The following is a 26,680-nucleotide window of genomic DNA, read 5'->3' on the forward strand; positions in this document are numbered from 1 at the left end:
CCCGTGCCCCGGAGGGGAGGCACCGGCGAAACCGGGCGGAGACGCCGGATCCCCGCCCGGTGACGGATCATCACCGGGCGGGGATCTCCCCGGCGCCGGGCCGGTCAGGCTGCGGGCCCGGTCGGCCGGGCCGCGCTACCGCTCAGGCGTCGCCGCCCGCGGCGCCCGGGTGGGCCGCCGCCACGTCCAGCAGCTGGTAGCGGTCGACGGCCGCCTTCAGCGCCGTACGGTCCACCTTGCCCTGCTTGGCCAGCTCGGTGAGCACGGCCAGGACCACCGACTGCGCGTCGATGTGGAAGTAGCGCCGGGCCGCGCCGCGGGTGTCGGCGAAGCCGAAGCCGTCCGCGCCCAGCGACTGCCACTGGCCCGGGATCCAGCGCGAGATCTGGTCCGGCACCGCGCGCATCCAGTCCGACACCGCCACGAACGGCCCCTGCGCGCCGGACAGCTTGCGCGTGACGTACGGGACGCGCTGCTCCTCGTCCGGGTGGAGCAGGTTGAACTCCTCCACCGCGATGGCGTCGCGGCGCAGCTCGGTCCAGGACGTCGCCGACCAGACGTCGGCCGCCACGTTCCACTCCTCGGCCAGGATGCGCTGCGCCTCCAGCGCCCAGGGCACCGCCACGCCGGAGGCGAGGATCTGCGCCGGGATCTGGCCGCCGGTCGCCCGGGCGTACCGGTGCAGGCCCTTGAGGATGCCGTCGACGTCCACCTCGGCGGGCTCGGCGGGCATCCGCATCGGCTCGTTGTAGACCGTCATGTAGTAGAAGACGTCCTCGCCGTTCGGGTGCTCGGCGCTGCTGCCGTACATCCGCCGGATGCCGTCCTGGACGATGTGCGCGATCTCGAAGCCGTAGGCCGGGTCGTACGCCACCACGGCCGGGTTGGTCGAGGCCAGCAGGTGGCTGTGGCCGTCGGCGTGCTGCAGGCCCTCACCGGTCAGGGTGGTGCGGCCGGCGGTGGCGCCGAGCACGAAGCCGCGCGCCAGCTGGTCGGCCATCTGCCAGAACTGGTCGCCGGTGCGCTGGAACCCGAACATCGAGTAGAAGACGTAGATCGGGATCAGCGGCTCGCCGTGGGTCGCGTAGGACGACCCGGCGGCGATCAGCGAGGCGGTGCAGCCGGCCTCGGAGATGCCGTCGTGCAGCATCTGACCGGTCGGCGACTCCTTGTAGGCGAGCAGGAGTTCGCGGTCGACCGACTCGTACAGCTGGCCCTGCGGGTTGTAGATCTTCGCCGAGGGGAACAGCGAGTCCATGCCGAAGGTGCGGTACTCGTCGGGGGCGATCGGCACGAAGCGCTTGCCGATCTCCTTGTCCCGCATGAGGTCCTTGAGCAGCCGGACGAAGGCCATGGTGGTGGCGATCTCCTGCTGGCCGGAGCCCTTCTTCAGCGCCTTGTAGGCGTCGTCGCCGGGCAGCTCCAGCTTGCGCGGCCGCACCTTGCGGGTGGGCACGTAACCGCCCAGCTCGCTGCGGCGGTCGTGCATGTACTGGATCTCCTCCGAGTCGCGGCCCGGGTGGTAGTAGGGCGGGTAGCCCTCGTCCAGCTGCTTGTCGGTGATCGGCAGGTGCAGCCGGTCGCGGAAGCGCTTGAGGTCCTCGGTGGTGAGCTTCTTCATCTGGTGGGTCGCGTTGCGGCCCTCGAAGTTGGGGCCCAGCGTCCAGCCCTTGACGGTCTGGGCGAGGATCACCGTCGGCTGGCCGATGTGCTCGCGGGCCGCCTTGAACGCCGCGTAGACCTTGGCGTGGTCGTGCCCGCCGCGGCCCAGGTGCTGGATCTGCTGGTCGGTGAGGTCCTCGACCATCTTCCGCAGCCGCAGGTCGCCGCCGAAGAAGTTCTCCCGGATGTACGCGCCGGACTCGGTGGCGTACGTCTGGAACTGGCCGTCCGGGGTGCTGTTCAGCTTGTTGACCAGCACGCCGTCGCGGTCCTGGGCCAGCAGCGGATCCCAGTTGCGGTCCCAGATCAGCTTGATGACGTTCCAGCCGGCGCCGCGGAACTGCGACTCCAGCTCCTGGATGATCTTGCCGTTGCCGCGCACCGGGCCGTCCAGGCGCTGCAGGTTGCAGTTGACCACGAAGGTCAGGTTGTCCAGGTTCTCGCGGGCGGCGAGCGACAGCTGGCCCAGCGACTCCGGCTCGTCCATCTCGCCGTCGCCGAGGAAGGCGTACACGTGCGAGCTGCTGGTGTCCTTGATGCCGCGGTCGTGCAGGTAGCGGTTCATCCGGGCCTGGTAGATCGCGCCCAGCGGGCCGAGGCCCATGGAGACGGTCGGGAACTCCCAGAAGTCCGGCATCAGCCGCGGGTGCGGGTAGCTGGAGAGGCCGTAGGGGGCCTTCGACTTCTCCTGCCGGAAGGAGTCCAGCTGCTGCTCGCTGAGCCGGTCCAGCAGGAAGGCGCGGGCGTAGATGCCGGGGGAGGCGTGGCCCTGGAAGAAGATCTGGTCGCCGGACTCGCCGTCGGCGTCCTTGCCGCGGAAGAAGTAGTTGAAGCCGACGTCGTACAGCGACGCTGAGGAGGCGAAGGTGGCGATGTGGCCGCCCACGCCGATGCCCGGGCGCTGCGCCCGGGAGACCATCACGGCCGCGTTCCAGCGGGTCGCGTTCAGGACCTTGCGCTCGATCTCCTCGTTGCCGGGGAAGAACGGCTCGTTCTTGGTCGCAATGGTGTTGATGTAGTCGGTGCTGCGCATCTCGGGTACGGCGACACGCTTCTCGCGGGCGCGCTCGATGAGGCGCAGCATCAGGTAGCGGGCGCGCTCACGCCCCCGCTCGTCGATGGCCGCATCGAGCGATTCCAGCCACTCGCTGGTCTCCTCGGGATCGAAGTCCGGGACCTGGCTGGGCAGGCCGCCAATGATGATCGGGTTGCGATCGGATCCGGAAGCCACGCTGTTCCTTCACTGTCGGTCGTCACTAAGAGGTGGTGTCGCGCCGCCTCCATCGTGGACCGCAGGTTGAGAAACGTCATCTCTACCCATGGGTAACCAGTTTGTACCCGGTGGCCTTTCGGACATCAGGGCCCCTTTCGGGTGAAACCGGTCCCGCCCTGCGCGGAAGGCCCGGGATGGGGGCCCCGCTACGACGAGGTGGCCCGACCGTCGCCACAACGCTGTGGTGAGTGGGCTGGGGAGGGCCAAGCAGGAACTCTACGCCCGCCGGGGCAGTGCTCCGGCTGCCGGTCCGGCATGCGGTCGCGCAGGAGGCCCGGGCGCATGCGGGGAGTGACCGCGCCGCGCAGCGGGCAGGGGAAGGAAAGGGAAAGGACGGCGGCGCCGTCGATCCGCTGTGCGAAGTCGCTGCATATGGCGATACTGGGGCAAACAGGCGTGATGTATGTCACGCGCGGCGGCGAGTCGCGTTGTGGGACATCATCGAACGAGCGGGAACGCCCACGGGGTACTTGCGCTGAGCGTCCCGCCCGTGTGGACTACCGCCACAGCCCTGACTTCAGGAGACAGGGTCGGATATAGGAGGCAATTCCCGTGAGCGCGACCGCGGACCCCGCGGAGGACAGGCCCAACCCGGCAAACCGGTTGGGCTTCCAGCCCGGACAGGTGGTCCAGGAGCTCGGCTACGACGACGACGTCGACCAGGACCTGCGTGAGGCCGTCGAGGACCTCACCGGCAGCGAACTCGTCGACGAGGACTACGACGACGTCGCGGACGCCGTGCTGATGTGGTTCCGCGAGGACAGCGAGGACGGCGATCTCACCGACGCCCTCGTGGACGCCCAGGAGTACCTGGTGGAAGGTGGCCTCGTCTGGCTGCTCACCCCCAAGACCGGGCGTACCGGGCACGTCGAGGCCAGCGACATCGCCGAAGCGGCGCAGACCGCCGGCCTCTCCCAGACCAGCACCGTCGGCGTCAGCAAGGACTGGCAGGCCGTGCGGCTCGCCACGCCCAAGGCCGCCAAGGCAGGCCAGCGCTGACCGGCTGACCGGCGACACCGCAGAGACGGACCGGCCCTCCGCCCGCCCCCGACGGCGCGCGGAGGGCCGCGCTGCGCCGAGACGGGCGCGGGCCTCGCGGGCGCGGGGCGTGGCAGGGGCGCCGGTCGTGACGCGGCCGGGGCCGTCCTCGCGGCCGGTCCGGTGCGTCCGGGTGCGGCCAACCGGTGCTGCCGCAGGCCCCGGGCATGGGCAGAATGCCCGTATGGACGAACAGGGCGGCCCTTCTCACCCGGGCGAGCAGCGAGGGGTGGCCACCGGTCCGCGACCGGAGCTGACGGCCCGCGTCCTCGGTGCCTGGGACGCCCTGCTCGAACTGGCGGCGGCCCGGGACGACCTCGGCCCGCTGGCCGAACTGGGCTCCTGGCCCGAGCGGCCGGTCCTGGAACGCCTGCTCGCCCAGGCCCGCGCCCGCGCGACCGACACCGCCGCCGACGCCGGACGCGGGTCCGGGCCCGGCGCCGCGTCCGGGTCCGGGCCCGGACCCGCGTCCGGCGGGTCGGCGGAGGCGGCGGGTCGGCCGGACCACTCCGGGGACGGGCCGCAGGCCATCCGGGCCGCGCTGGCCGAGGCGCGCGAGCGGGTGGCCGCCGCGCTGGACGAGGCGGCCCGGCTGCCCGGCCCGGCCCTGGCGCCGCTGGACTCGCCGCTGGGCCCGCTGCCGCTGCTCACCCAGATCCACGCCATGTGCCACGAGCTCGCCCTCGCCGCCCTGCGGCTCCCCGCCGGGCCCGGCGCGCCCGGGCCCGAGGCCCCGCTGCCGGTGACCGAGGCCGGGGTCGCCGCCCTGGTGGACGTCGTCGGCGCGCTGGCGCACCGGCAGGGGCTGCGGGCCCGGGCCGCCGTCTGGGGCCCCGGCAGCAGCGGCTGGCAGTTCCGGGCCGACCCCTCCGGCTGGACCACCGCCTCCTGCGCCGGGGCCGCCCCGACCGGCGTGCCCGGGATCGAGGGCCGGGCCGCCGTCGTCCTCGGGGTGCCCGCGGGCCGCACCGCGCTGCCCGCGCTGCTCGCCCGGGGCGACGTCCGGCTGCACCGGATCGGCGGGCTGATGGCGCTCGCCCCGCTGGTGGAGCAGGTGCCCGGGCTGCCCGGGGGCGCGCTGCTGCGCCGCGCGGTCGGGGTGGTCGGCCTGCTCGGGCGGCTGCCGGGGATGCGCTGACCGGCCCCGCCGACCGGCACCGGCATCGCCCACCCGCCCGTCCCCCCGAGGTGGCAGGATGTCCCCGGGCACGACGACCGGCACGGCCGCACACGCACGGATGCGTGACGGCCCGCGATTACGAGGGGTTACCACCATGGCTATCGAGGTCGGCACCGAGGCTCCGGACTTCGAGCTGAAGAACCAGCACGGCGAGCTGGTCAGGCTTTCGGACTTCCGCGGCGAGAAGAACGTCGTCCTGGTCTTCTACCCGTTCGCCTTCACCGGCGTCTGCACCGGCGAGCTGTGCAGCCTGGAGAAGGAGCTGCCGCACTTCCAGAACGACGACGTGCAGATCCTCGCGGTCTCCAACGACTCGCCGTTCACGCTCCGGGTCTTCGCCGAGAAGGAGGGCCTGGAGTACCCGCTGCTCTCGGACTTCTGGCCGCACGGCGCGGCCTCCCGCGCCTTCGGCGTGTTCGACGAGGAGAAGGGCTGCGCCGTCCGCGGCACCTTCGTGATCGACAAGGCCGGCGTGGTCCGCTGGACCGTCGTCAACGGCCTGCCGGACGCCCGTGACCAGCAGGAGTACCTGGCGGCCCTCGCGGCGCTCTGACGCCGCCCCGGCCGTCGGCCGGGCGTACGCCGACGCCTCCTCCCGCCGCCCCGGCGCGCGCCCTGGTGTGCGCCGGGGCGGTGACGCACGGCACACCCCTCGGTGCGTGGGGCTGCGCCCGGGGGGAACCCGACACTACGATCGGTCCGTTGGCTTGACAGTGACTGGCTCGACCGCAATAGAACCGCACCGACGGGGGCACGCCGCAGTGCTCCCCCTGCAACTGGAGGACTCGTGGGTGTCAGCCTCAGCAAGGGTGGCAATGTCTCGCTCACCAAGGAGGCGCCGGGCCTGACGGCGGTGCTCGTGGGTCTGGGCTGGGAGGCCCGCACGACCACGGGCGCCGACTTCGACCTCGACGCCAGCGCGATCCTCACGGCCGAGACCGGCAAGGTCGTCTCGGACAAGGACTTCGTCTTCTACAACAACCTCAAGTCCGTCGACGGCTCCGTCGAGCACACCGGCGACAACCTCACCGGTGAGGGCGAGGGCGACGACGAGGTGATCAAGGTCAACCTGGCGGCCGTCCCGACCACCGTGGCCAAGATCGTCTTTCCGGTCTCGATCTACGAGGCCGAGTCGCGGCTGCAGAGCTTCGGCCAGGTCCGCAACGCGTACATCCGCATCGTCAACCAGGCCAACGGCCAGGAGATCGCGCGCTACGACCTCACCGAGGACGCCTCCACCGAGACCGCCATGGTCTTCGGCGAGCTGTACCGCAACGGCGCCGAGTGGAAGTTCCGCGCCATCGGCCAGGGCTACGCCTCCGGCCTGCGCGGTATCGCCCAGGACTTCGGCGTCAACGTCTGACCGGACCGCGCGCACACCGCCGAACGGGCCGCCCCGCACCGGGGCGGCCCGTTCGCGTCCGCCGGGCCCCGCCACCATGCACGGCCGCGGCGGTCGACGCCTACACTCGGCGCAGAGCCCGGGCCAGGTCGGCGGCCGGGCTGTCCATGGAAGGGGAGATTCCGATGGGTGTCACGCTCGCCAAGGGCGGCAATGTCTCACTGTCCAAGGCCGCACCCAACCTGACGGCCGTGCAGATCGGCCTGGGCTGGCAGGCGCGGGCGACCACCGGCGCCGACTTCGACCTGGACGCGAGCGCGCTGCTCTGCTCGAACGGCCGGGTGCTGGGCGACGAGTACTTCGTCTTCTACAACAACCTCAAGAGCCCCGAGGGCTCGGTCGAGCACATGGGCGACGAACTGGTCGGCGGCACCGGTGCGGACGACGACGAGGTCGTCAAGGTCAATCTGACGATGGTTCCGCCGCAGGTCGACAAGATCGTCTTCCCGGTCTCGATCTACGACGCCGAGTCCCGGCTGCAGAGCTTCGGCCAGGTCCGCAACGCCTACATCCGGGTGCTCAACCAGGCGGACGGCAGCGAACTCGCCCGCTACGACCTGTCCGAGGACGCGTCCAACGAGACGGCCATGATCTTCGGCGAGCTGTACCGCTACAACAACGAGTGGAAGTTCCGCGCGGTCGGGCAGGGGTATGCATCCGGACTGCGTGGTATCGCCCTAGACTTTGGGGTTAACGTTCAGTAAGAAAAGATGCGAGCAGGGCGGGGATCGCATCCGCAGGCGGGGACGCCTGGCGAGTCCCGCCCTGCGGCTGCCGCTCGCTACCGAAAAGGACAGATCCCTGTGCTCCTGCGTACCTTCGGCTGGTCCATGGGGATCACCGTGCTCGGCTTGGCGGCTGCCGCGTACTTCTGGGGGGCGGACGGCTTCGGCGTCGTCCTGATCCTCTCCGTCCTGGAGATCTCGCTCTCCTTCGACAACGCGGTCATCAACGCCACCATCCTCAAGCGGATGACTCCGTTCTGGCAGCGGATCTTCCTGACCGTCGGCGTGCTGATCGCGGTGTTCGGGATGCGGCTGGTCTTCCCGCTGCTCGTGGTGGCGCTCACCGCGCACATCGGGCCGCAGACCGTCATCTCGCTCGCCCTGGACTCCAGCAAGACCTCGGGCGGCCTCACCTACGCCCAGCACCTGGACGCCGCGCACCCGGCGATCGCCGCCTTCGGCGGGATGTTCCTGCTGATGATCTTCCTGGACTTCATCCTCGGTGAGAAGGAGGTCCGCTGGCTGAGCTGGATCGAGGGCCCGCTGGAGCGGATCGGCAAGCTCGACCAGCTGTCCGTGGTCACGTCCATGATCGTGCTGATGCTCTCGGCGCGCTTCTTCGCCGAGGGCCGCGCCGAGACGGTGCTGCTGGCCGGCGTCGCCGGGCTCACCACCTACCTGGCCGTCAGCGGCCTCTCCGACCTCTTCGAGGAGGCGGGCGAGGACGACGGCGAGGACGGCGACGACGAGGACGGCGCCGCCGACGGCGCCGTGGCGCGTACCGAGGGCGGCAAGTCCGCCCTGCTGGTGGCCGGCAAGGCTGCGTTCTTCCTCTTCCTCTACCTGGAGGTGCTGGACGCCTCCTTCTCCTTCGACGGCGTCGTCGGAGCCTTCGCCATCAGCCAGGACATCTTCCAGATCGCCCTGGGCCTGGGCATCGGCGCCCTGTACATCCGCTCGCTGACGGTCTATCTGGTCCGGCAGGGCACCCTGGACGACTACATCTACCTGGAGCACGGGGCGCACTACGCCATCGGCGCGCTGGCGATCATCCTGATGGTCTCCATCAAGTACAGCATCCCGGAGGTGGTCACCGGGCTCATCGGCGTCGCCTTCATCGGCCTGGCACTGCTGTCCTCCCTGGCCCGCAACCGCCGTCTCGCGGCCGCCGACTCCTCCTGACCCGGAGGGGTGCGGCCCGGCGCCGCCTCAGGCCCGGGCACCGCGTCAGGCCCGGCGCGGCGTTCAGGCCCGGCGCCGCCCGGAGACGCCGAAGCGCACGCTGAGGATCTGCTCCAGGGCGGCGCGGGTGGCCACGGCCACCGCGCCGCTCAGCACCGCGGCGTCGCCCAGCGCCGAGACCTCCACCCGCGGCGGGTAGGGCACCCGGGTGGCCAGCCGCTGGTTCACCCGGGGCAGCAGCAGATCGCCGTTGAGGCCGATGCCCCCGCCCAGGACGACCAGCTCGACGTCCACCACCGCGGCCAGCGTCGCCAGGTAGGCGACGATCCGCCGGACCTCCTCGTCCACCACCGCGCAGGCGTCCGGATCACCCGAGCGGGCCAGGGCGAACACCTGCTCGGTGCTGATCTCCCGGCCGTCGCCGAACTCCTGGTGCCCGCTCAGCCGCCGCGCCGCGAACTGCAGCAGCGCGCCCGCGCCGGGATCGTTGTCGTCGAAGGTCTCCGGATCGACCGCGCAGTCCAGCTCGCCCGCCGCGCCCGCGAAGCCCCGGTGCAGCTCGCCGTGCAGGATCAGGCCCGCGCCCACGCCGGTGCCCACCGAGAGGAAGGCGAAGCTCTCCGCGTCCGCCCCGGCCGGGTTCTTGGTGCCGTGCCGCTGCTCGCCCAGCGCCGCCAGGTGGATGTCGTTCTCCACCGTGACCGGCAGCGACAGCGCCGCCTCGAACGCGTCCCTGGCCCGGAAGCCGTCCAGCGCGGGCACGTTGGTCGCCTGCCAGATCCGGCCGTCCCGCCGGTCCACCACCCCGGGGACGCCCACGGCCGCGTGCTGCAGCGCGGACCGGTCGATGCCGGCCTCGGCGCACAGCTCCTCGGCCAGGGCCGTGGCCGCGGCCACCACCTGGGTGGCGTCCATGCCCTCGACCGGGACGTCGCGGCGGATGTGCACCGCCCCCTCCAGGTCGGCCACCGCGCCGCGCAGCCGGCGCGCGCCGACGTCCAGGGCCAGCACATGGGCGGCCTCCGGGCGCGGGGCGAAGAACAGCGCGCCGTAGGTGGGGCCCAGCTCCTCGCGGACCGTCTCGGAGACCAGGCCCATCTCCAGGAGGTCCTGGAGCAGGGCGGAGACGGTCGGCTTGGAGATCCCGGTGCGCCGCGCGATCTCCGCGCGGGAGACCGGCGGCGCGGTCCGGATCACCTCGAGGACGGTACGGAGATTGATCTCCTTCAGCGTGGAGGAGGTCGCTGGCCTGGCAATCATGAGGACACTGTACGTGTGCGGGCTGGACCCCACTCAGCCAAACTGCTGTTCCAGATCCTTCAGCTTCTTCTCCAGCGAGTCCAGCCGCGGCATGGCATTCGGCTCCTCCTCGCCCTGCACCTCGGGGGTGACCGGGGAGACCTCGCGGCGACGCCGGTGCGGCAGCACGCCCCGGGTGGCGGCGGGCTCCAGCGAGGCCGCGCTCTCGGCGCCGCCGGAGGCGTCCAGCGTGGTCAGCTCGCGCAGCGGCGCGGACCGCGACAGCGCCTTCAACTCGGCGCGCTCGCGCCGGTTCTCGGTGCGCTGGCGCTGCGCGGCGGCCTCGCGGTCGCGCTTGTCCTCGCGGACCTCCTCGACCGCCTCGTCCAGCGAGCGGACGTTCTCCAGCAGCATCAGCGACCAGGCGCGGTAGGTCTCTATGGGGGCGCGCAGCCAGCGGACCATCCGGATCTGCGGCAGCGGGCGGGGCACCAGGCCCTGCTCGCGCAGCGCGGCCCGGCGGGTCTGCTTCAGCGCCCGGTCGAACAGGATCGCGGCCGAGAGCGACATGCCGGCGAAGAACTGCGGGGCGCCGTTGTGGTCGCCGCCGCGCGGCGCATGGACCCAGTTGAACCAGGCGGAGGCCCCGGCGAACAGCCACACCAGCAGCCGCGAGCCGAAGGCCGCGTCACCGTGGCTGGCCTCGCGCACGGCCAGCACCGAGCAGAACATGGCCGCGCCGTCCAGCCCGAACGGCACCAGGTACTCCCAGCCGCCGGACAGGTTCAGGTTCTCGCGGCCGAAGCCGACCAGCCCGTGGAAGGACAGCGCCGCGGCGACCGACGCACAGGCGAACAGCAGGACGTACGAGGCGCTGCCGTAGAGCGCCTCCTTGCGCCGGCGGCGCTCCTCGGAGCGCTCCCAGGAGTCGCTGGAGTCGGCGGCGTGCTTGGGCTTCTTGGAACGCAGCAGGCCCATGATCACTGCGATGGCCAGGGCGGTCGCGCAGGCGATGACCAGCCACACCAGCTGTATGGAGGATAGGTTCATGCGGTAGGGCCTCGGCTTCGGGTTCAGGCGGCAGGGAGGGCGGGCGGTACCGGACGTGGTGCCTTGCGGCACCGGTGCGACTGCGGCCCCCCGGCGGCGGCGAAGTTGACGCCGCGACACGCGTGCGGGGAGACGATATCGCGTCGCGGGGCCGTACATCGTACGGGTGAGTCAGTTGTCACCCGTGAGGTGGGTGCGCGCGGGCGCGGGCGGAGCGTGCGGAGCACCGGAACGCCCCGGTCTGCGGCTTGTCGTACCCGTGCGGGAGAGTGGTGATGCGGGGCCTGCGGATGGGTAGCCCGGAGGTGTTGACTGATGGTCAGGGCTCCAGCAGCGGCCGGGCGCGGGCCCGGAGCGGCTGCGGACAGGGGGAGTGATGGCGGGACTGAAGGACTTTCTGCGGAAGGCCGAGCAGGGCTTCGACAACGGCGTCGACCGGGTGACCCTCACCAAGGGCTCCCCGGAGGTGGCGATCACCGAACAGGGCGTCATGGCGGGCACCATGCAGATCAATCTGCACTGGACCAACCGGGAGCCCGACCGCGAGCGGCGCGGCGGCAGGCAGTTCTGGAGCGGGCTGCTCCACCCCAGCCTGTTCAAACCCATGCCGCTGCCGCAGGCCGGCGGCCAGCCGCTCGCGGTCGACCTCGACCTCGGCTGCATGTACGAACTGGCGGACGGCAGCAAGGGCGTGGTGCAGCCGCTCGGCGAGCTGTACGGCGACCTGCAGCACTCGCCGTACATCAGGCTCAGCCGGGACGACCGCTCCGGCGCGCCCTCGGGCGAGACCATGTACATCGACCTGTCCAAGAAGGACCACTTCCGGCGGCTGCTGATCTTCGTCTACATCTACGACGAGACCCCCGCGTTCGACCGCACCCACGCCCTGGTGACGCTCTTTCCGCCGGGCAGCAAGCCGATCGAGGTCAAGCTCGACCAGCAGGCCGCGCAGGCGCGCTCCTGCGCGGTGGCGCTGATAGAGAACCACAACGGGGTGCTGAAGGTCCGCCGCGAGGCCCGCTACGTGTACGGCTTCCAGGGGGAGCTGGACCGGCTGTACGGCTGGGGGCTCCAGTGGCAGCGCGGGTACAAGCCGGTGAGCTGAGCGGGGTTGCACGGGGCGGGGCCTGCGGGTTCTGCGGGGCGGGCGTGCGGTGGGGGCGGGCGTCAGCCGGCGTGCAGGAACTGCGGGCCCTGGAGCGGCAGGGTGAAGCCCTCGGGCTCCGGCAGCAGCGGCGGGTACTGCGGCACGGGCGGCTGGGCGTGCGGTTGGGGCTGCGGCTGCACGGGCGGCTGTGACTGCGGCTGGGGGTAGTCGTAGCCCTGGGCGGGTGGGGCGGTGACGGCCCCCGCCGTGCCCGCGCCCGCGCTGCCCGTGCCCGCTGCCATGCCGGGATCCGCCGTCGGGCCCGGGCCCGGGCCCGGAGCGCCGGTGGCGCCTGCCGCGGCGGAGTCCTCGTCCTCGTCGTCCACCGTGACGCCGAAGTCGGTGGCCAGCCCGACCAGCCCGGACGCGTAGCCCTGCCCGATCGCCCGGAACTTCCAGCCGCCGGACCTGCGGTAGATCTCCCCGCAGAGCAGCGCGCCGACCTGGGTGGCGTCGGTGATGTCGAAGCGTGCCAGCGGCTCGGCGTCCGGGCCCTTGGCGATGTCGTACAGCAGCACGCACAGATCGGTCAGCTGCCCGAAGTGCCCGCCTTCGGCGGCTCCGCCGACGACCACCCGCTCGACCTCGGCGGGCAGCTCGGACAGGTCGATGTCCAGGGTGTCGCTGAGGTCCTCGCCGCGGCGGGTCTTGGAGCGGTGCCGCACCCGGCCGGTGGGGTGCCGGGGCTGGTTGTAGAAGACGAAGTCCTCGTCGCTGCGGACCCGCCCCTCCGCGCCCAGCAGCAGTGCGACCACGTCGATGTCCGGCCCGCCCGGACGGACGCGCCAGCGCAGCACGGCGCGCACCGCGTCGACGGCGGCGAGAGGGATGTTCGAGCCTTTGGGCATCACCCGGGTCATGGCTTCATCCTGCCGTCACGTCGACATCGGAGACAATGCGGGGGGCCGGGCCGCAGCCCCGGCCGGAACCCCATGTTAAGCGGAGACCACGCTTCCGAAAACGTCAGGTTTCCGCGCTGATTTATGGCTCATTCTTACGTACGATGATCAGCCAACGGCCCCGGTGGATCCCGGACGTTCCACAACCCTCAGCTCGCCGTGCCCCAGCAGCACACCACACCCAGGGGGGCCAGTGCACCATTTCAGCCAATTGGACGCCGAGACCCGGCACCGCCTGTTCCTGCGCGAGCCCGCGCACTTCGACCGGAACAGCCCCCCGAGGTGCTCTCCACCGCGCTGGGCGCCACCCTCTACTCCCCGGCGACCCGCCCGCACCTGCTCCAGGACATCCGCAAGCAGGCCGCGCGCGGCGTGGCCTCCATGGTGCTGTGCCTGGAGGACGCCATAGACGACCGCGAGGTCGAGGCCGCCGAGGCCAACATCGTGGCCCAGCTCACCCAGCTGGCCGCGGCCGACTGCGCCGACACCGGGGCCTGGCCGCTGCTGTTCGTCCGAGTCCGGCACGCCGGGCAGATCACCGACCTCGCCGCCCGGCTCGGCCCCGCCCTGGGCATGCTCACCGGATTCGTCGTACCGAAGTTCACCGAGGAGAGCGGTCTGCCCTTCCTGGAGGCGCTGACCGCCGTCCGCGCGGCCACCGGGCTGCGGCTGTTCGCCATGCCGGTACTGGAATCGCCGGAACTCGCCCACCTGGAGAGCCGCGCCGACACCCTGGCCGGCATCGCCCGCGTGCTGGAGAAGTACCGCGAGCTGGTCCTGGCCGTCCGGCTCGGCGTCACCGACCTGTCCTCCGGCTACGGACTGCGCCGCCCGCCCGACCTGACCGCGTACGACGTCCAGATCGTCGCCTCGGTCATCGGCGACGTCGTCAACGTCCTCGGCCGCTCCGACGGCAGCGGCTACACCATCACCGGCCCGGTCTGGGAGTACTTCCCGGTCCAGGAGCGCAAGTTCAAGCCCCAGCTGCGCAGCTCGCCGTTCACCGAGACCGAGCCGCCGACCGACGAGGTCCGGCGCCGACTGATAGCCCACGACCTGGACGGCCTGATCCGCGAGATCGAGCTCGACCGCGCCAACGGCCTGCTCGGCAAGACCTGCATCCACCCCAGCCACGTCCCCGCCGTGCACGCCCTGGCCGTCGCCACGCACGAGGAGTGGTCGGACGCCGCCGACATCCTGCACCAGGACCGCAGCGGCGGCGGGGTGCTGCGCTCGGCCTACACCAACAAGATGAACGAGGTGAAGCCGCACCGGGCCTGGGCGCAGCGGGTGATGCTGCGGGCCTCGGTCTTCGGCGTGGCCCGCGAGGACGTCACCTTCGCGGAGCTGTTGGCCGCCTGCCTGTGCGAATGAGGACACCCGGCCGTCATCTGCGGCTGGTGTCCTGAAACCGATCGAGATCTGACGAAAGCAGCATCATGACCGCTGAGTACCCGGCACCGGCAGCAGCGACCCCGGCCGGCCCGGCGCCCTGGCAGTGGGTCGAGACCCGGCTCGGCGTCCGGCTGCCGGAAGGCCCTGCCCGGGAGCTGCTCGGCCTGGCCCTGCGGTGCAACCCGCGCCGGGCGCACCTGCTGGTCTCCCAGGTGCTCGGCAAGCACGTGCCGCAGCGCCCCGCCACCGTCTACCGGACCGGGTACGAGCTGGGCCGCGCCGTGCGCGAGCTGCTCGGCGCGGAGGCCGCCTCGGCGGTCGTGCTGGGGTACGCGGAGACCGCCACCGGCCTGGGCCACTGCGTCGCCGACGGGCTCGGCGGCGACGCCCCCGCGCCGTACCTGCACTCCACCCGCCGCCCGGTGCCGGGGCTGGAGCCGGTCGGCGGCTTCGAGGAGGAGCACTCGCACGCGACCACGCACCTGCTGCTTCCCGAGGACCCGGCCTTCCTGGCCACTGACGGCGCGCTGGTCCTGGTCGACGACGAGCTGTCCACCGGCCGGACCGTCGTCAACACCATCACCGACCTGCACGCCCGCCACCCGCGCGCCCGCTACGTGGTCGCCGCCCTGGTCGACCTGCGCGACGAGCGGGACCGCGAGCAGCTCGCCAAGACCGCCGCGGAGCTGGGCGCGCGCATCGACGTCGTCGCCACCGTCACCGGGACCGTCGGCCTGCCGGACGACGGCCTCGCGCGCGGCGCCGCCCTGGTCGCCGCCGAGCAGGCCCGCCAGCCCTGCGGCTCGCCGACTGCCGCCGCCCCCGCCCCGCTGCGGCGGATCGACCTCGGCTGGCCGCTCGGCCTGCCCGACGGCGGCCGCCACGGCTACACCTCCGCCGACCGCGCCCGCCTGGACGCCGCCCTGCCCGGCATGGCCCACCGCCTGGCCGAGGGCCTCGGCGCCCTCGGCGCCCCGGCGACCGGGACGGACCGGCCGCGCCGCGTCCTGGTCCTCGGCACGGAGGAGCTGATGTACACCCCGCTCCGCCTCGCCGCCGCGCTCCAGACCGCCCTCGACGGCGTCGAGGCCACCGCTGAGGTGCTGTTCTCGACGACCACGCGCTCGCCCGTGCTGGCCGTGGACGACCCCGGGTACGCCATCCGTACCCGCCTCGCCTTCCCCGCGCACGACGCGCCCGCCGACGGCGACGGCACCCGCTACGCCTACAACATCGCGCCCGGCCGCGACGCCGACCGGCGCTTCGACGCCGTCGTCCTGGTCGTGGACTCCGAGGGCGACCGGCCGCAGCTGCACACCCCCGGACGCGGCCTGCTGGACCGACTGCGCGCCATCACCGACCTGGTCCTCCTCGCCGCCGTCCCCGCACACCGCCCCACCCCCAGCCGCCCCACCCCCCGCGACCGCGCCGCCGCCCCCGACCGGGCCGCCGCCGTCGGGCCGGTGTCCGCTCCGGCCCCCGGCCGGCCGCTGCCTGCGCCGCTGTACGGCCCGGCGTTCTCGTCCTATGCCGCCGACGAGGTGTCCTGGCTGCTCAAGGACCTCTCCGGGGTGGCCCTGGAGGCCCCCACCGAGGAGCGGGAGGAGGCCGTCCAGCAGGGCGGCGCGCACTACGCCGAGTCGCTGCCGGTCGAGTACCAGCCCACCGCCGCCTACCAGGAGCTGTTCCAGCAGGCGCTGCGCGACTCCGCCGGGCGCATCGCCGAGGCCGTCGCCACCGTCACCGAGACCGTCCTCGCCGAGCGCGGGCCGGGCGTCGTCCTCACCTCCCTGGCCCGGGCCGGTACGCCCGTCGGCATCCTGATGCGCCGCTGGGCGCAGTACGCGCACGGCCTGGAGCTGCCGCACTACGCGGTGTCCATCGTCCGTGGCCGCGGCATCGACAGCGTCGCCCTGCGCTACCTCGCGGCCCACCACGACCCCGCCGACGTGCTGTTCGTCGACGGCTGGACCGGCAAGGGCGCGATCACCCGGGAGCTGGCCGCGGCCCTGGCCGACACCGGCGCCAACCCGCCCGGCTTCAACCCGGAGATGGCGGTCCTGGCCGACCCCGCCCACTGCGTCCGCACCTTCGGCACCCGCGAGGACTTCCTGATCCCCTCGGCCTGCCTCAACTCCACCGTCTCCGGCCTGATCTCGCGCACCGTCCTGCGCCCCGGCCTGATCGGCCCGGACGACTTTCACGGCGCCAAGTACTACCGCGACCTGGCCCCCACCGACGTGTCCGGGCAGTTCCTGGACGCCGTCACCGCCCGCTTCCCGGACGTCCGGACCGACGCCCGCACCGCGCTGGACGACTCCGGCCGCGAACCCGACTGGTCCGGCTGGGCCGCCGTCGAACGCATCAGCGAGGAGTACGGCATCCACAGCGTCAACCTGGTCAAGCCGGGCGTCGGCGAGACCACCCGGGTGCTGCTGCGCCGCGTCCCCTGGCGGGTCCTGGTCCGCCGCGGCGCCGACGCCGACCTGGGGCACGTGCGGCTGCTCGCCGAGCAGCGCGGCGTACCCGTCGAGACCGTCGACGAGCTGCCGTACAGCTGCGTCGGGCTGATCCACCCCCAGTACACCCGCGGGGCTACCGGAGACGAGGGCACGGCCGTATGAAGGAACGCTTCCTGGTCGGCAGCGACCTGGACCGCACGCTCATCTACTCACCGCGCGCGCTCGCCCTGGACATGGCGGACGAGCTGGCGCCGCGGCTGCTGACGGTGGAGGTGCACCACGGCAGGCCGCTGTCGTTCATGACCGAGCACTGCGCGGAGCTGCTGGTGCGGCTGATCGCGGCGGCCGAGTTCGTCCCGGTCACCACTCGGACCCGTAGCCAGTACCAGCGGGTCCACCTGCCCGGACCGGTCCCCGGCTGGGCACCGCGCTACGCGATCTGCGCCAACGGCGGCCACCTGCTGGTCGACGGCGTCACCGACCAGGACTGGCACGCGCAGATCCAGGCCACCCTGGCGCAGAACTGCGCCCCGCTGGACGAGATCGTGCACCACCTGGCGCTGGCGGCCGACCCCGAATGGACGCTCAAGCGCCGTGTCGCCGAGGATCTGTTCGCCTATCTGGTCGTCGAGCGCGAGCAGCTGCCGGCCGGCTGGATCGAGGAGCTGACCGGCTGGGCGGCGGAGCGCGGCTACACCCTGTCGCTCCAGGGCCGCAAGGTCTACCTGGTGCCGCAGCCGCTGACCAAGTCCACGGCGCTCGCCGAGGTCGAACGCCGCACCGGCGCCTCGACCGTGCTCACCGCGGGCGACTCGCTGCTGGACGCGGAACTCCTGCTGGCGGCGGACGGCGGCTACCGCCCCGGACACGGCGAACTCGCCGACACCGGCTGGGCCGCGCCGGGCGTCACCGCCCTGACGGAGGTGGGCGTCGCGGCAGGCGAGGAGATCGTCCGCCGCCTGCTGGCCCGCGTCCAGGTCCCCACGGCCGTGCGCTAGCAGCGTCCGGGCGGTCGCGGCGCCCGGCGCAGCACCGCCCGGCCGGTGCCTGCCCTGCCGGGCACGCCCGGCTGCTCAGCCCGTCCGGCTGCTCAGCCGCAGCAGCCGCCGCCGCAGCAACCGCCCCCGCCGCCGCCCTGGCTGGGGGCGGGCGCGCCTGCCCCGGCCGCGCCGGTCACGGCGACCATGGACATGAGCTTCACGGCGTCCTCGTGCCCGGCCGGGCACATCGCCGGGGCGTTGGCCTGGGACATCGGACGACGCAGTTCGAACGTGGTTCCGCAGGAACGGCAGCGGTAGTCATAGCGAGGCATGCCCGAAGCTTACGGGCAGATCAGCGTGGCGTCAGCGGTTGGATCGACGGGCCGGTCAGCGGGTCGCCGCCGGGCCGCCGCGCTCCTCGCGGATCTGCTGCACCACCCGCGCCGCCGTCTCCCGGACCGCCGCCATCTCGGTCAGGAACAGCCAGTAGTCCGGGTGGCGGCCGGTCAACGCCTCGGCGGCCCGGTCCAGCCGGGCCAGCGCGGCGTCCAGCGGGGCGGCGTGACGCGGCTCCGGGGCGCTGCGGCCGGCCATGGCGAAGCGCTGGGCGTCGCGCAGCGCGAAGCGGGTGCGCTCGATCTCGGCCTGCGGTGCGCGCTGGGCCTCGTTCAGCGAGTGCAGCCGGTCATTGACCATGGAGAGGGCGCCGTCGGCGGTGTTCAGCAGCGTCCGGGTGCTCGCCAGGATGCCCACGGCGTCCTGCCAGCGCTGCTCGTTCCGGGCCTTCTCAGCCTCGGCGATCCGGGTCCGGGCGTCGCGCACCGCGTCCTGCGTCTGCTGCGGGACCTGCTGCAGGTCCTGCCAGCACGCCGCGCTGAAGCGCCGGCGCAGCTCGCTCAGGGTCGGCTCGACCCCGCCCGCCTTGGTCTCCAGGCCCTGCGTGCGGGTGCGCAGCGACGACAGCCGCTGGTCGATCTCCCGGGCCTGCTCCGGCAGCCGCTCGGCCTCGGCGCGGATCGCCTCGGCGGCGCGCTGCACCTCCGCCGAGGTCTGCAGCAGCTTCTGCACCCCGTGCCTGCCCGCGCCCTCGCCCAGCACCGTCAGCTGCGGCGACAGTGCCGCCAGCCGCCGCCGCAGGTCGTCCGCGCTCAGCCGGGCGGCGCGCACGGCGTCCAGCGCGTTGCTCGCCTCCAGCCAGGACTGCTTGGCCCGCGCCACCGCCGGGCCGACCTGCGCCAGCTGGGTCTCGGCGGCGGCCACCAGCGGCTCCAGGAACGAGGCGAACCGCTCCAGATCCGCCTTGGCGGCCAGCAGCTGCTGCCGTGACTGCTCCAGCTGCTGCCGGGCCCGCGCGGCCGCCCCGGTGTCCAGCTCCGCCGCGTCCAGATCGGTGGCGTCCAAGGCACTGATGTACGCGCTGCTGATCTGGTCGATACGGGTGCCGAGCGCGGCGAAATCCGCGATGGCCCGCTGCGCGCCGGGCGAACCGTCCGCCGCCGTGACCGCCTCCACCGAGATCCGCACATCGCGCTGGACCATGTCCAGCTCGTAGAACGCCTGAGCAGCAGCGTCCTTGGCGGCCTGCGCGTCCGCACGCACCCCCTCGCTGCGCCGCCACCGCGCCGATCCCGCCGCCACGTCGTCTCCCGCTCCACAGCCCGCACCACCGGGCCGCCACGGCCCCCGTGACCTCATCCTCGCACCACGCCCAGCCCCAGCGCACCCAGCCCGGCCCGGATCACTTCCGCGAGCGGGTATTGTTAGCTCGCCCAGGGCGCATAGCTCAGCGGTAGAGCGCTGCTCTTACAAAGCAGATGTCGGCGGTTCGAAACCGTCTGTGCCCACCTGCTGCGAGTGATCGCAGAGTACGACGAAGGCCCAGTTCAGCGGGGGTGATCCCGCGAACTGGGCCTTCGTCGTTCCCGGCGACGACCAAGCCGCTGGTCACCGCCGTGCCACGCAATCGTCGGGTGTCTCCCCCGGCGAATGCTTCGGCTGGTGCTCCTTGCGGATCATCTCGCCGAGCCTGTCCGCGACGGCGCGGTCCCGACCCGGGGGGCTGCTGGACAGAGGGCTTCAGCGAAGCGGGTAGTTGACGCCGCTCAGGGGCCAGTGTGCGGACAGCCAGCCCTTGACGGCCACGTGCAAGGGCACGTCCAGCTCGGCTCTGTCCGCACGGACCCAGGAGCGCACGTCGGTGTCGTGGCCATCGCTGCGGGACGGGTAGATGTAGACGCACCCGATCAACTCGCCGCCGACGGGCTCGATGACGGTGTAGGTGAATCCGCGACGCTGGACGAAGTCGTCCGCGTGACGCTGCAGGTCGATGAGGTTGGCCTCCGGGGTCATCCCGTCGGCAGGAGGCCATTTCCCCTGGAAGCCCGGCGTTGCCCGGATGTGCTCGATGCTGCTGGTCCAAGCGGCGTGGTCGGCGGCGTTGTGCTGAGGCCCCAGAGGCTCCAACCGGAACTGTGCGGTGTTGAACTCAGTGGGGACGACGAAGTCGTCCGGGACCAGGGCATGGGCATGGTCAGTCATGGGGCCGAGGCTACGGGGCCGGGCTCACGACTGACATAGCCAGAACCCGGTGAACCTGCGCGGTCACCGCGCCGGCCCCGCGTTCTGCCGCCTATGTCGCGTCAGTCACGGTCCTGCCATGTGCACACGCAGACTTCATTGCCCTCGGAGTCTGCCAAGACCCAGAAAGCTCGCGCACGGTCGTCGCTGACGAGCCGACCGCCGGCCGCGAGGGCGGCTTCGACCCGGGCAACGGCATCGTCGTGCGGAACAGTCAGGTCAAGATGGATTCTGTTGCGCTGCGTGCGCGGTTCGTCCATCTGCTGGAACCAGAGAGACGGACCGCCATAGGACGGGTCCATGAGGTCGGCGGGCGCAGTGACGTCGTCATACCCGAGTACCGCCTTCCAGAACGGACGCACTGCGGGGATGTCCATCGCATCGATGGCGATTGCAAGCGACTGAACCGCATGATGAGCAGGGTGCGCGACCGTCTGGTAACCGGCCGCGCGAACAGCCTTCGTGATAGAGCGGGCCAGTTCGACGTCCTGCGTGGTCACTCGACATGTGCCACGCGTCTCCAGAGTGAGTTCCACACGGTCGGCGGTCGCGCGCAGGCGCAGATGGTCGTTGGCGTGCGGGCCGGCGACGTCGACCGCAGTGCGGATGACTTCGCACGCGTCGAGGAGGGAGTCGACCGTGACCGCGGTGGTGAGGCAGTCGAGGAGGTACCGCCAGCCGAGGTCCTCAACTGCCAGCGACGCTTCGCTTTCGGTCAGAATCGTGTCAGCCATGCGGCCATGCTCTCCAGTGTCGTCGTGGCTTCCCTGCACCCTACTCGGTCGTTTCGTCGAGGCGCGGTGGCCGCACGGCAGCTGTAGACCGTGACCTGGTGGGTCAGGGGGTGCGGGTGCGGGCCAGGTGGAGGAGGGGGTGGGTGGTGAGGGTGAAGGGGGTGGGGAGGGCGTCGACGGTGTGGGCGATGTCGGTGAGGAGGGGGGTGCGCTGGGCTTCCGGGAGGAGGCGGTAGGCGGAGATGGAGGCCAGGAGGTCGGCGTAGCGGGCGCCGGTGAAGGTGTGGGCCGTGGAGTAGGTGCGGGTCTCGAAGTCCTGGAAGCGGCCGTCGGCGGAGACGTCGGGCTCCGGCCAGTGGGCGGAGGGGTCGTCGTCGGGTGAGGCGGGTTCGCCCAGGGTGGCCGGGGCGAGGTCTGCCGCGCCGTGCCGGGCGTGGACGTCGGTCAGCGCTGCGTGCTGGGCCGGGTCGGCCACGCTGAAGCGGTTCCAGAATAGGGCGATCGCGGCACCGGGCCGCAGGGCCTCGAACGCCAGGGACCAGCGGGACGCCGGGTCGATCCAGTGCCATGCCTGGGCGGAGAAGAGCAGGCCGAAGCGGTCGGCGGGGGGACGCCACTGCTCGAAACCGGAGACCACGATGGAGGTGTTCGGGTAGCCCTCGCAGGTGCGGGCCAGGACGGCGGCCATCCGTGCATCGGCCTCGACGCAGGTCAGGGCCAGGCCGCGGCGGGCGAAGGCCACGCTGGCCTTGCCCGTCCCCGCACCGACCTCGAGGACGGGCGCTCCGTCCAGTCGGGCGAACTCGATGACGTCGGTGACGAGTTGGTCGGGGTAGCCGGGGCGGGCGGCCTCGTACGCGTCCACTGCTTCGCCGAACACGCCGCGGCGCTCTCGTATCTCAGTCATCGTCACCCATCACGTCGGGAATGATCGGAGGCCAACGATATCCGTGGCGGGGGCCGGGGCGCAGCCGTCCCCGGCGCGTGGGGGACAGCGCATGGGGGCGGCTGCGTTCGGCGCTGCCGGGTCAGCTCTGCGGGGTCAGGGTGAAGCTCTGGTTGCTGCCGCCGGTGCAACTCCACTGCTGCAGGCGGGCGCCGTTGGCGGTGGACTGCCCGGTGACGTCCAGGCATTCACCGGTGTTGTTGCGCGGGTTGAAGGTGTAGCTGCCGTTGGCGTTCTGGACCGGCTTCCACTGCTGGTTGGTGCCGCCGCCGTAGGTCCACAGCTGGATCGGGACGCCGTTGCCGGTTGCGCCCGCACCGCCGGTCACGTCCCAGGCCTCGGTGGTGGCGTTGCGGCTGACCACCTTGTAGTAGCCGCTGTCGGTCGGCTGGAACTGCCACTCCTGGTTGGTGTTGCCGCTGCCGCATGCCCACTGCTGGACGGCGGTGCCGTCGCCGGTGCCGCCGTTGGTGGCGTCGACACAGGCGCCGCTGTTGGCGTTGACCACCTCGTACCAGCTGCTCGGGTTGATCCCGCCGCCCGAACCGGCGGCGCCGGTGGTGACGGTGACCGTGTTGGAGGCCGCTGAGACGTTGCCGGCCGCGTCGAACGCCTTGACCGTGTAGCTGTAGGCCGTCGAGGCGCTCAGGCCGGTGTCGGTGTAGCCGGTAGTGGCGGTGGTGGCTATCTGGACGCCGTCGCGGAGTATGTCGTAGCCGGTCACGCCGACATTGTCGGTGGACGGGCTCCATGAGAGCGTGGTGGAGCTTGCGGTGGTGCCGCCGGCGGTGAGCCCGGTCGGTGCGCTGGGCGGGGTGGTGTCACCGGTCGAGGACGGGTTCCAGGTGAAGGTGGCGACGGCCTTGGCGGGCAGGGTGTAGGTGAACGCCTGGCCGTTCTCGGAGACGTTGAAGGTGTGGGCGTTGGAGGCGTCGGCGTTGAGGACGTCCAGGGCGACGGTGCCGTCCGGGTTGCGGAAGGCGACGTCCTCGATGTTGCCGGAGCCGAAGGTGTTGGAGCCGATGCGCACCGCGCCGGGCTTGACGAACTTCGACGCCTGTCCGAGCGCGTAGTACTCGGCGTTGTAGCCGGCGGTGTCGGCGCTGTTGTCGACGGTGACCACGGCAGTGCAGGTGGTGCAGTTCATGGACGGCCCGCCGCTGGGGTCCAGCGCCAGGTTCCAGGTCACCACCGACTTGGCGTAGTTGCGGGTCGCGCCGATGATGAGGTTCTCGGTCTCCCAGTCCAGGGTGTCGGAGAAGGTGTTCGCGGTGTTCGCGGACTGGCTGCCGGAGCACTCGGTGAAGTACGTGCCCTTGCCGGGGTACGCGTTGTTGACGGTGGTCTGCGCGCTGGGGTCCCCCGCATAGCAGTGCCAGGCGGTGCCGACGACGTACTGGGCCGCCGACGGATCGCCGAGGACGGTCTCGGGGAAGCCGGTGTCGTTCCAGTTGTGGTCGTAGTCGAGGATGCCGGTGCCGAGGCCCGCCGCCTTGATCGCGGGGCCGAGGTCGTCGGCGATGAAGTCGGACTCCTGGGCCGCGGTGAACGTCGAGCCCGGGTAGTTCGAGGGGGAGTACTCGGGCTCGTTCTGCGGGCTGAGCAGGGAGACGGGGACGCCCGCCGCCTGGTACGCCTGGAGGAACTTGACCAGGTAGGCGGCGTACACCTGGTAGTCGGCGGTGTTGAGGGTGCCGCCGACCATGGAGCCGCTGGTCTTCATCCAGCCGGGCGGACTCCACGGGGTCGCCATGACGGTGGTGGACGGGTTGAGTTTCAGGGCCTGTTGCAGCAGCGGCAGGATGTAGCCGTTGTCGTGGGCGGTGGAGAAGTGGGCCAGGGACGGGTCGGTCTGGCCCGAGGGCATGTCGTCGTAGCTGTAGCTGGACAGGGCGAAGTCGGAGGCCCCCACCGGCTGGCGCAGGAAGTCCAGGCCGATGCCCTGGCTGGGGTCGAACAGTTTGGTCATGATGGCGTTGCGCTGCGGGGAGTTGGCGATCAGCCAGGCCGAGGAGTCGGTCAGCGAGGCCCCGAAGCCGGTCATGCTCTGGTAGCTGGTGGTGGGATCCACGGTGATCGTCTGGCTGCCGCTGCCTGCGCCGGGGGCGAAGACCGCGCCGGTCTGGGGCGCCAGGAGCCGGCTCTGGTCGGCGGTGGTCTCCCAGACCGAGACGGCGGCGCCGCCGGTCGCGGCATGGGCGGCGGGGCCGAACCCCAGCAGCGAGCCGGACAGCAGCGCGGCCGCTGCCAGCGAGGCCGGGACGAAGGTGGTGCGGGACATGCGGGACATGGGGTGCCCCTCCCTGAGTGAGGTGGTCCGGGCCCGTGGCGGGCCCGTCGTCCGTGCGGCGGGCGCGGCGTCCGGTTCGGCAGGGCTGAAACAAAAGGAAACAAACGCCGCATTCGCGCCTCACAGGTAAACGTCAACGGCTGTACACTGTCAAGGGATTGGCTGGGTTCCGGAACTGGCGCGCTGTCGAGGGGGCAGATCGGCCGATGAAACAAAACCCTGTAACGCATGGCTAGACCGCGGGCGAACCACGTCACCGTCCGGGCGGTCGCGGCGGAGGCCGGTGTCTCCATCGCCACTGTCTCCCGGGTCATCAACGGGCACGCGCAAGTCGCCCCGCAGACCCGGGAACTGGTGCGCCGGGCGCTGGAGCGGCTGGAGCCGCCCGCCGCCCGGGCGGGTGCGCCACGCCCCGCCCGACCGGGGGCGGTGTACGTCTACTGCCCGTATGTGCTGACCGACTACTTCGGCGTCATCGTCACCTCGGTCGCCGACACCCTCGCCCTGCACGGGCGCGGCCTGGTGCTCGGGGCGGGGGAGTCCGCCCGGGAGGGGGACGTGCTGACGGCGCTGGCGCAGGACCGCTCGATCGCCGGTGCCGTGCTGATCCTTCCGCCCGAGCCGGGAGAGGAGATCGAGCGGCTGCGGACCGCCGGCTTCCCCTTCGTCGTGGTCGATCCCCGGACGGCACTGCCCCGGGAGATCGCCTCCGTCTCGGCCGCCAACGTCGCCGGGGCGCGCAGCGTCACCGCTCATCTCACCGCGCTCGGCCATCGGCGCATTGGCGTCATCGGCGGCCCCACCGAGTGGCTCACCAGCGAATCGCGCATGGTCGGGCATGTCTCGGCGCTCGCCGACACCGGCCTGCTGTCCACGCCGGAGCTGCGCCGCAGCGTCGAGCCCACCACCGGGAACGGCTACCGGGCCGCCTGCGAGCTGCTCGATCTGGGCGACCGGCCGACCGCGCTGGTCGCCTTCAACGACAAGGTCGCCGTCGGCATCCTGCGCGCTGCCCATGAGCGCGGGCTGCGCGTCCCGCAGGACCTGTCCGTCACCGGCTTCGACGACAGCGACCTCAGCCGGAGCACCCTCCCCACGCTCACCACCGTCCGCCAGCCGCTGGAGGAGATGGGCCGGATGGCCGTCTCCCTGCTGGTCCGGCTGCTGGACGCGCACACCGTGGACACCCTTCACGTGGAGCTCGCCACCCACCTCGTCGCCCGCGACTCCACCGGCCCTGTGCCCGGCTCCGGAGTCAGCGCTGGGACGGGCCCTGGGACACCAGCAGCGTGACTGTGGACCCCGGCGCCACGGCGGTGCCTGGCCCGGGCGTCTGGGAGATCACCAGGCCGGCCGCGACGGTGCGCGAGTGGGCGAGCCGTACCGGCCCGTTCGCCAGACCGGCCGCGGACAACTCCTGGACGGCGCGGCCCACGCTCACGGCGGAGACGGACGGCACGACGGCCGTGCGGGGCTCCATCGACACCGGAGCGGGCGGCGAGGCGGACGACGGGGCAGTCGGCGAGGCGGGCTGGTGGACGGTGGTGGAGAACCGGGTCGTCACCGTCGCCGGGGACGACTCGTGCCAGCGGTCCGGCGGACGCAGGGCGACGGCCGCGCCCGCGCAGGCCAGGACTACCGCCGTCGCTGTCGTGAGGACGAACCCGGCCCGGCGGCGTCGGGCGCGCCGCAGGATGCTGCTGCCGTCGTATATCGGGGGTTGCGAACGGTCGGCGAAGTCCTCCATCGCCTGGACCAGCCGCTGTTCGAAATCGGTGATGCCGGAGGTGCCGACGGCTGCGAAGAGCAGGTCGTCGGAGAGGTCGTCATGGCGGCCTTCGGGGGGGAGCGCGGTCATCGCGTACCTTCGATCTGGGGAAGCGGAAGGAGGGCCGCCCGGCCTTTCGGGCCGGCGTTCGCGCGCAGTTTGGCCAGCCCTCGGGCGAGTTGTGAGCGCACGGCGTTGGGGGAGACGCCGAGCATGCCGGCGATCTGCTGGTCGCCCATGTCGTGCAGGTAGTGCAGGACCACCACCGTGCGCATGCCCATGGGCAGCGTCTGCAGGGCTCGGATCACCTCGTCGTGCAGATCGACCCGCTGATAGGCGTCACCCGGATCGGCGCGGTCCGGCAGGGCCGAGGTCTCCCGGACCCTGCCGAGCCGCCGCCAGCGGTCGTTGGCCAGGTTCACCAGGATCTGGCGCACGTAGGCCTCCGGTGATTCGGCGTCCGAGATCCGGCGCCAGTGTCGACATGCTTTCTCCAATGCCTCCTGAACCAGGTCCTCTGCGGCGTCCTGGCTGCCGGTCAGTACATAGGCGGTGCGGAAAAGGGTGGCGGACCGTTGCCGCACGAACTCCACGAAGTCGATCTCCTCGGTGCCGGTACCGGCTCGGTGCGCCCTCACCCGCCGACCGTCGATCCGCTCATGATGTCCTCCCCTGGATGGTTCTTGTCCCTTTGACTGCCGCTGCCGGAGCGATGCTGCACGGACCGCATG

Annotated in this window: 22 protein-coding genes, 1 tRNA gene and 1 pseudogene; 12 read left to right on the top strand and 12 right to left on the bottom strand. The window is 72.1% G+C overall.

Features of this window, described 5'->3' with window-relative positions:
- Positions 1-142: 142 nt before the first annotated feature.
- Complete coding sequence (gene aceE / locus GXW83_RS07735; RefSeq protein ID WP_182442186.1) at positions 143-2,893, bottom strand: pyruvate dehydrogenase (acetyl-transferring), homodimeric type; 2,751 nt, start codon at positions 2,891-2,893, stop codon at positions 143-145.
- Positions 2,894-3,487: 594 nt separating this feature from the next.
- On the opposite strand from aceE, the gene GXW83_RS07740 reads away from it, so the two are divergent.
- The 6 genes from GXW83_RS07740 to GXW83_RS07765 all read left to right on the top strand — a co-directional run bounded on the left by GXW83_RS07740 (position 3,488) and on the right by GXW83_RS07765 (position 8,462).
- Complete coding sequence (locus GXW83_RS07740) at positions 3,488-3,934, top strand: DUF3052 domain-containing protein (protein ID WP_182442188.1); 447 nt, start codon at positions 3,488-3,490, stop codon at positions 3,932-3,934.
- Positions 3,935-4,157: 223 nt separating this feature from the next.
- Positions 4,158-5,111, top strand: coding sequence for a hypothetical protein (locus tag GXW83_RS07745; RefSeq protein ID WP_182442191.1), 954 nt, complete (start codon positions 4,158-4,160; stop codon positions 5,109-5,111).
- A 136-nt stretch (positions 5,112-5,247) separates the two neighbouring features.
- The gene (locus GXW83_RS07750; RefSeq protein WP_182442193.1) at positions 5,248-5,706 is read left to right on the top strand and encodes a peroxiredoxin; all 459 of its coding nucleotides are present in this window, start codon (positions 5,248-5,250) and stop codon (positions 5,704-5,706) included.
- 234 nt (positions 5,707-5,940) lie between these two features.
- Positions 5,941-6,516: a TerD family protein gene (locus tag GXW83_RS07755; protein WP_182442195.1), complete on the top strand. Its 576-nt coding sequence runs from the start codon at positions 5,941-5,943 to the stop codon at positions 6,514-6,516.
- A 164-nt stretch (positions 6,517-6,680) separates the two neighbouring features.
- The gene (locus GXW83_RS07760; protein WP_182442197.1) at positions 6,681-7,259 is read left to right on the top strand and encodes a TerD family protein; all 579 of its coding nucleotides are present in this window, start codon (positions 6,681-6,683) and stop codon (positions 7,257-7,259) included.
- 99 nt (positions 7,260-7,358) lie between these two features.
- The gene (locus GXW83_RS07765; protein ID WP_182442198.1) at positions 7,359-8,462 is read left to right on the top strand and encodes a DUF475 domain-containing protein; all 1,104 of its coding nucleotides are present in this window, start codon (positions 7,359-7,361) and stop codon (positions 8,460-8,462) included.
- A gap of 63 nt (positions 8,463-8,525) precedes the next feature.
- Here GXW83_RS07765 and GXW83_RS07770 read toward each other — a convergent pair whose 3' ends face one another.
- Positions 8,526-9,722, bottom strand: coding sequence for an ROK family transcriptional regulator (locus tag GXW83_RS07770; RefSeq protein ID WP_182442199.1), 1,197 nt, complete (start codon positions 9,720-9,722; stop codon positions 8,526-8,528).
- 33 nt (positions 9,723-9,755) lie between these two features.
- The gene (locus GXW83_RS07775) at positions 9,756-10,751 is read right to left on the bottom strand and encodes a DUF2637 domain-containing protein (RefSeq protein WP_182442201.1); all 996 of its coding nucleotides are present in this window, start codon (positions 10,749-10,751) and stop codon (positions 9,756-9,758) included.
- A 376-nt stretch (positions 10,752-11,127) separates the two neighbouring features.
- Between GXW83_RS07775 and GXW83_RS07780 the strand changes: the two genes are divergently transcribed.
- Positions 11,128-11,856: a Tellurium resistance gene (locus GXW83_RS07780; RefSeq protein ID WP_182442203.1), complete on the top strand. Its 729-nt coding sequence runs from the start codon at positions 11,128-11,130 to the stop codon at positions 11,854-11,856.
- A 62-nt stretch (positions 11,857-11,918) separates the two neighbouring features.
- On the opposite strand, the gene GXW83_RS07785 is transcribed toward GXW83_RS07780, so the two are convergent.
- A complete protein-coding gene (locus GXW83_RS07785; protein WP_182442205.1) occupies positions 11,919-12,758 on the bottom strand; it encodes a TerD family protein in 840 nt (279 codons plus the stop codon).
- A 232-nt stretch (positions 12,759-12,990) separates the two neighbouring features.
- Between GXW83_RS07785 and GXW83_RS07790 the strand changes: the two are divergent.
- The 3 genes and pseudogenes from GXW83_RS07790 (at position 12,991) to GXW83_RS07800 (ending at position 17,652) form a co-directional block, all read left to right on the top strand.
- Positions 12,991-14,171, top strand: a pseudogene (locus tag GXW83_RS07790) (HpcH/HpaI aldolase/citrate lyase family protein).
- Between the two features lie 65 nt (positions 14,172-14,236).
- Entirely contained in the window at positions 14,237-16,816 is a 2,580-nt protein-coding gene (locus GXW83_RS07795) for a phosphoribosyltransferase (protein WP_182442209.1), read from the top strand.
- Entirely contained in the window at positions 16,813-17,652 is an 840-nt protein-coding gene (locus tag GXW83_RS07800) for an HAD family hydrolase (RefSeq protein WP_182442210.1), read from the top strand. Before GXW83_RS07795 ends, GXW83_RS07800 begins: the two co-directional genes overlap by 4 nt.
- Before the next feature lie 92 nt (positions 17,653-17,744).
- Here the strand turns inward: GXW83_RS07800 and GXW83_RS07805 are convergent, their stop codons facing one another.
- Both GXW83_RS07805 and GXW83_RS07810 read right to left on the bottom strand, forming a co-directional pair.
- On the bottom strand, positions 17,745-17,966 hold the full coding sequence (locus GXW83_RS07805) for a zinc ribbon domain-containing protein (RefSeq protein WP_182442212.1): 222 nt from the start codon (positions 17,964-17,966) through the stop codon (positions 17,745-17,747).
- Positions 17,967-18,021: 55 nt separating this feature from the next.
- Positions 18,022-19,272 carry a hypothetical protein gene (locus GXW83_RS07810; protein WP_182442214.1) on the bottom strand — a complete coding sequence of 417 codons (1,251 nt, stop codon included), beginning with the start codon at positions 19,270-19,272 and terminating at the stop codon, positions 18,022-18,024.
- A 134-nt stretch (positions 19,273-19,406) separates the two neighbouring features.
- Between GXW83_RS07810 and GXW83_RS07815 the strand changes: the two genes are divergently transcribed.
- A tRNA-Val gene (locus tag GXW83_RS07815) sits at positions 19,407-19,478 on the top strand.
- Between the two features lie 232 nt (positions 19,479-19,710).
- Here GXW83_RS07815 and GXW83_RS07820 read toward each other — a convergent pair.
- The 4 genes from GXW83_RS07820 to GXW83_RS07835 all read right to left on the bottom strand — a co-directional run bounded on the left by GXW83_RS07820 (position 19,711) and on the right by GXW83_RS07835 (position 24,181).
- A complete protein-coding gene (locus GXW83_RS07820; protein WP_182442216.1) occupies positions 19,711-20,172 on the bottom strand; it encodes a GNAT family N-acetyltransferase in 462 nt (153 codons plus the stop codon).
- A 101-nt stretch (positions 20,173-20,273) separates the two neighbouring features.
- Positions 20,274-20,945 (bottom strand): VOC family protein, encoded by a 672-nt coding sequence (locus GXW83_RS07825; protein WP_182442218.1) that lies wholly within the window; start codon positions 20,943-20,945, stop codon positions 20,274-20,276.
- 103 nt (positions 20,946-21,048) lie between these two features.
- Positions 21,049-21,852: a trans-aconitate 2-methyltransferase gene (locus tag GXW83_RS35040; RefSeq protein ID WP_182442220.1), complete on the bottom strand. Its 804-nt coding sequence runs from the start codon at positions 21,850-21,852 to the stop codon at positions 21,049-21,051.
- 121 nt (positions 21,853-21,973) lie between these two features.
- Positions 21,974-24,181, bottom strand: a complete 2,208-nt coding sequence (locus GXW83_RS07835; RefSeq protein WP_182442221.1) for an RICIN domain-containing protein — start codon at positions 24,179-24,181, stop codon at positions 21,974-21,976.
- A gap of 228 nt (positions 24,182-24,409) precedes the next feature.
- Between GXW83_RS07835 and GXW83_RS07840 the strand changes: the two genes are divergently transcribed.
- Complete coding sequence (locus GXW83_RS07840) at positions 24,410-25,474, top strand: LacI family DNA-binding transcriptional regulator (RefSeq protein WP_182442223.1); 1,065 nt, start codon at positions 24,410-24,412, stop codon at positions 25,472-25,474.
- On the opposite strand, the gene GXW83_RS07845 is transcribed toward GXW83_RS07840, so the two are convergent.
- Positions 25,437-26,039 (bottom strand): PASTA domain-containing protein, encoded by a 603-nt coding sequence (locus GXW83_RS07845; protein WP_182442225.1) that lies wholly within the window; start codon positions 26,037-26,039, stop codon positions 25,437-25,439. The two genes, GXW83_RS07840 and GXW83_RS07845, sit on opposite strands and share 38 nt — an antisense overlap.
- Positions 26,036-26,551, bottom strand: a complete 516-nt coding sequence (locus tag GXW83_RS07850) for a SigE family RNA polymerase sigma factor (protein ID WP_304940983.1) — start codon at positions 26,549-26,551, stop codon at positions 26,036-26,038. Before GXW83_RS07850 ends, GXW83_RS07845 begins: the two co-directional genes overlap by 4 nt.
- Positions 26,552-26,680: the final 129 nt, after the last annotated feature.

It is taken from the genome of Streptacidiphilus sp. PB12-B1b, from assembly GCF_014084125.1.
Taxonomy (GTDB): domain Bacteria; phylum Actinomycetota; class Actinomycetes; order Streptomycetales; family Streptomycetaceae; genus Streptacidiphilus.